3 protein-coding genes are annotated in these 3,751 nt (G+C 67.8%); 2 read left to right on the top strand and 1 reads right to left on the bottom strand.

Going from position 1 to position 3,751, the window contains the following annotated elements:
- The coding region (locus VF497_RS09250) for a HAMP domain-containing sensor histidine kinase (RefSeq protein ID WP_330887936.1) at nt 1–1,171 on the top strand (1,171 nt) is incomplete at its 5' end.
- Here VF497_RS09250 and VF497_RS09245 read toward each other — a convergent pair.
- Nucleotides 1,172–2,821: an L-lactate permease gene (locus VF497_RS09245; protein ID WP_330887934.1), complete on the bottom strand. Its 1,650-nt coding sequence runs from the start codon at nt 2,819–2,821 to the stop codon at nt 1,172–1,174.
- Between the two features lie 177 nt (nt 2,822–2,998).
- Here VF497_RS09245 and VF497_RS09240 point away from each other — a divergent pair.
- Nucleotides 2,999–3,751, top strand: a 753-nt coding sequence (locus VF497_RS09240; protein ID WP_330887932.1) for an FAD-binding protein, incomplete at its 3' end; no start/stop codon positions are given.

The following is a 3,751-nucleotide window of genomic DNA, read 5'->3' as shown; positions in this document are numbered from 1 at the left end:
TCTCGCGTTCATCTCGCTGCACTTTTCCTCGGCCTACGTCGGTCGCGTCGCGCGCGAAATGCTGCGCGTCGAAGGCGACTATTTCGTCCAGCGCTACGCCGAATTCGGCGCGCTGCCGCACACGCATTCGGCGCATTTCCGTATTTTCCTCAGCGGCGCGAAGGGCGGCGAGGCGCCGCCCGCCGAGCTCGCCGGCCTCGAACCCGGTGATCCGTACGAGATCGGCGACAGCGGTCCGCACCGCTACGTCGCGGTGCATGCGACTGCCGATGGTCGGCGCCTCTACATCGTGCTCGACATGGGCATGGAAGGCGTGCGCGAGCGCCGCTGGACGCGCGATCTGATCGCGCTCGTGCTGTTCGGCACGATCCTCTCCGCCTGGCTCGGCTGGTTCTGGGCCGGACGCGCGATCGAGCCGGTGCGCCGTCTCGCCCGCCGCGTCGAGGTGCTCGAGCCGTCGCGCCGCGGTGCGGAGAAGCTCTCGCCCGGTTTCGCCGAGGACGAGGTCGGCGCGCTCGCGCTCGCCTTCGACAACTACCAGGAAAAACTCTACGGCTATGTGCGCCGCGAGCGCACTTTCACCGCGGACGCGAGTCACGAGCTGCGCACGCCGCTCGCGGTGATCCGCGGCGCGATCGAAGTGCTTCTCGACTCGGGTCAGTGCAGCGCGACGATCGTCACACGCTTGAAGCGCATGCAGCGCGGTGCCGACGAACTGCGCGACCTGCTCGACGCCCTGCTCGTGCTCGCACGCAGCGACGAATCGGAAGCGAACGAAGGCCGCACGCCCGATCTCGACGAACTCGTGCGCAGCCTGCTCGCCGAGCGCCGCGATGCGCTCAACGAAAAGCATCTCGGCCTGCAACACGAGGGCATGGCGAATGTCGCGGTTGCCGCGCCGCAGAAGGTGCTGCGCGTGATCCTCGGCAATCTGTTGCGCGCGGTGACCCAGTTCGCCGACGGCGGCGTGCTGCGTGTCGCGGTCGCACCGGACACGGTCTGCATCGCCCACGAAGGCCCGCCCGCGGCCGCGGAAGCGACCCAACTCGACGTGCGCGAGCACGCGCTCGGCCTCGGCATGATCCGACGCGTCTGCGAGCGCTGGGGCTGGCGACTCGAGGAAAGCGTCGCCGCGAACGGCGACCATGCCTTCGTGCTGCGTTTTGCCTGACTACGGCGGCGGCAAGGTCATGCTCGCCGGTTGCAGGAAGTGGAACGCCACCGCGATCACGATCAGGTAGGCGAGCAGGACGAAGGTCCAGCCCATGTTGTGGCGGATCACGTCGCCTTCCTTGCGCACGAAACGGCTCGTCGACACGCCCACGCTCGCGGTCTGCGGCGCCACCGGCTTGCCGATTTCCGCGCCGACCGAATTCAGCGTCGGCAGCAACAGCGGCGGCAGGCCGAGCTGCGCGCCGACCAGCGCCTGGAACTTGCCGAACATCGCGTTGGTCGAGGTGTTCGAGCCCGACAGCGCGACGCCGATGAAGCCGAGGATAGGTGCAACGACAATGAACGCGGTGCCGAGCGAGGCGAAGCCTTTCGCCAGCGACGCCGCCATGCCGGAGAAGTTGAACACGTAGGCCAGCCCAAAGATGAACACGCCGACCAGCAGCGCGCCCCACATCTGCGCGAAGGTCTTGCGGAACACCTGACCGAGCAGGTCGCCGGTGAGCTTGCCGATCGCGAACAGCCACGCGGCGACCAGCACCCACGCGACGAGGATCGCCGTGCCGCCGACCCACGGCGCGAAGTTGAATACCGCGCTGACGTCGGGCTTAGCCGCCGTGCAGGTGGTCGATGCCGCTGCGCAGGCCGCCGCCGCGGCCTTGAACCAGCTCACCTTCGGCAACGGCGACCACGGCCCGGTCCACAGCGCGACGACGACCAGCAGGATCACAAACGGCAGCCATGCCTGCACGACTTCGCCCACGCTCAGGCCGTGGTCGCGCCGATGCTGCGCGAGCGCGGCCGCGTCGAGCGGCACGCCGCCGTAGCCGAGGATCGCGCTCGGCTGCCAGAACTTGAGCAGCAGGAGCAGCGCGGCGAAGCAGACGATCGATCCGGTCACGTCGGGCAGATACGGCCCCATGTACACCGCGACCGGATACTGGCCGAGGATGTAGCCGAGCGAACCGACGATCGCGAGCGGCCATGCGCTCCACATGCCGGCGCGACCGGAGACCAGATACAGCAACACCCACGGCGGCAGCAGGGCGAGCACGGCGACGACCGAGCCGATCGAGCCCGACAGTGCGAGCAACGGATAGCCGGTGACCGCGGCGAGACCGATGATCGGCGCGCCGAGCGCGCCGTACGACACCGGCGCGTTGTTCGCGATCGCGGCGACACGGATCGCGTTGAGGTCGGAGATGCCGAGCGAAATCAGGATCGGCGCGACCACGGCCCACGGGTAGCCGAAGCCGACAAGTCCTTCGAGCAGCGCGCCGAAGGCCCAGGCGAACAGCATCGTCTGCACGCGCACGTCCGCGCTGCCCTGCGCGATCAGCCAGCGCCGGAAATTCTCGAACAGGCCGGTCAGCGACAAGGTATTGAACAGGATCAGGCCCCAGAACGTAATCCAGTTGACGTTCCACATGCCGGTCGCCGCCCCGTTGATGAAGGCCTGCGAGCCGACGTCGAACGGCATGCGCCATACCCACATCGCGAGCAGGAAGGTGACCAGCGAGCCGGCCATCACCGCGATCCACGCCGGTGCGCGGAATACGGCGAGCAGGACGAGAAGGAACACAACCGGAATCAGCGCGACCAGGCAGGTCAGGGTCAGATTGCCCAGCGGATCGATCACTTGCGTGAACATGCAGCCTCCCTAGAACGGCAATGTCGCAAAGTATATTTTTATCTTCCGCGGAGCCGGTCGCACGGACCGGTGTCGTCCCGCCGTGGCCGATATACTCCTCTTCCGGTTCCTTGTCACTACGACCTGTTTCCGGGACAGCGGCTGTCGCAGCGAATCGTTCGGGTTTAGCATGCCGCAATGTCGTCCAGCGAAACCCGCGCTCCCTCCACGCCATACGGCGACCGCCGCGGCGGACTCGCACGCGCGCTCGCCGGCGTGCTGCCTTCGTCCTGCCTTCTGTTCGATGCGGAGCAGACGACGCCGTTCGAATGCGATGGCCTGTCCGCGTTCCGGCAGAAGCCGTTCGCGGTGGCGCTGCCGGAAACCGCGGCGCAAGTGCGCGAGGTGCTGCGCGTCTGCCATGCCTTGCAGATTCCCGTCGTCGCGCGCGGCGCGGGCACGGGGCTGTCGGGCGGCGCGATGCCGTGCGCGGATGGTCTCGTGCTGTCGCTGGCGAAGTTGAACCGCATCCTCGAACTCGATCCGCTCGCCTGCACCGCACGCGTCGAACCGGGCCTGCGCAATCTCGCCGTGTCCGAAGCAGCCGCGCCGTTCGGCCTGTACTACGCGCCCGATCCGTCGTCGCAGATCGCCTGCTCGATCGGCGGCAACGTCGCGGAAAATTCCGGCGGCGTGCATTGCCTCAAGTACGGACTGACCGTGCACAACGTCCTCGGCCTGCGCGGCTACACGATCGAAGGCGAAGAAATCGTGCTCGGCGGCGGCGCGCTCGACACGCCCGGACTCGATCTGCTCGCGCTCGCGATCGGTTCGGAAGGCCTGCTGCTCGTCGTCACCGAAGTCACGCTCAAGCTGATCCCGAGGCCCCAGTGCGCGCAGGTCGTCATGGCCTCGTTCGACGACGTGGCCAAGGCCGGCGACGCGGTCGCC

The sequence above is a fragment of the Rudaea sp. genome, from assembly GCF_036383415.1.
Classification (GTDB): domain Bacteria; phylum Pseudomonadota; class Gammaproteobacteria; order Xanthomonadales; family Rhodanobacteraceae; genus Rudaea.
This window is presented reverse-complemented; position numbering and strand designations above follow the sequence as displayed.

Excerpts from the sequence above, each read along its gene's own strand:
- VF497_RS09245 (WP_330887934.1), bottom strand. The coding sequence starts at position 2,821 with ATGTTCACGCAAGTGATCGATCCGCTGGGCAATCTGACCCTGACCTGC.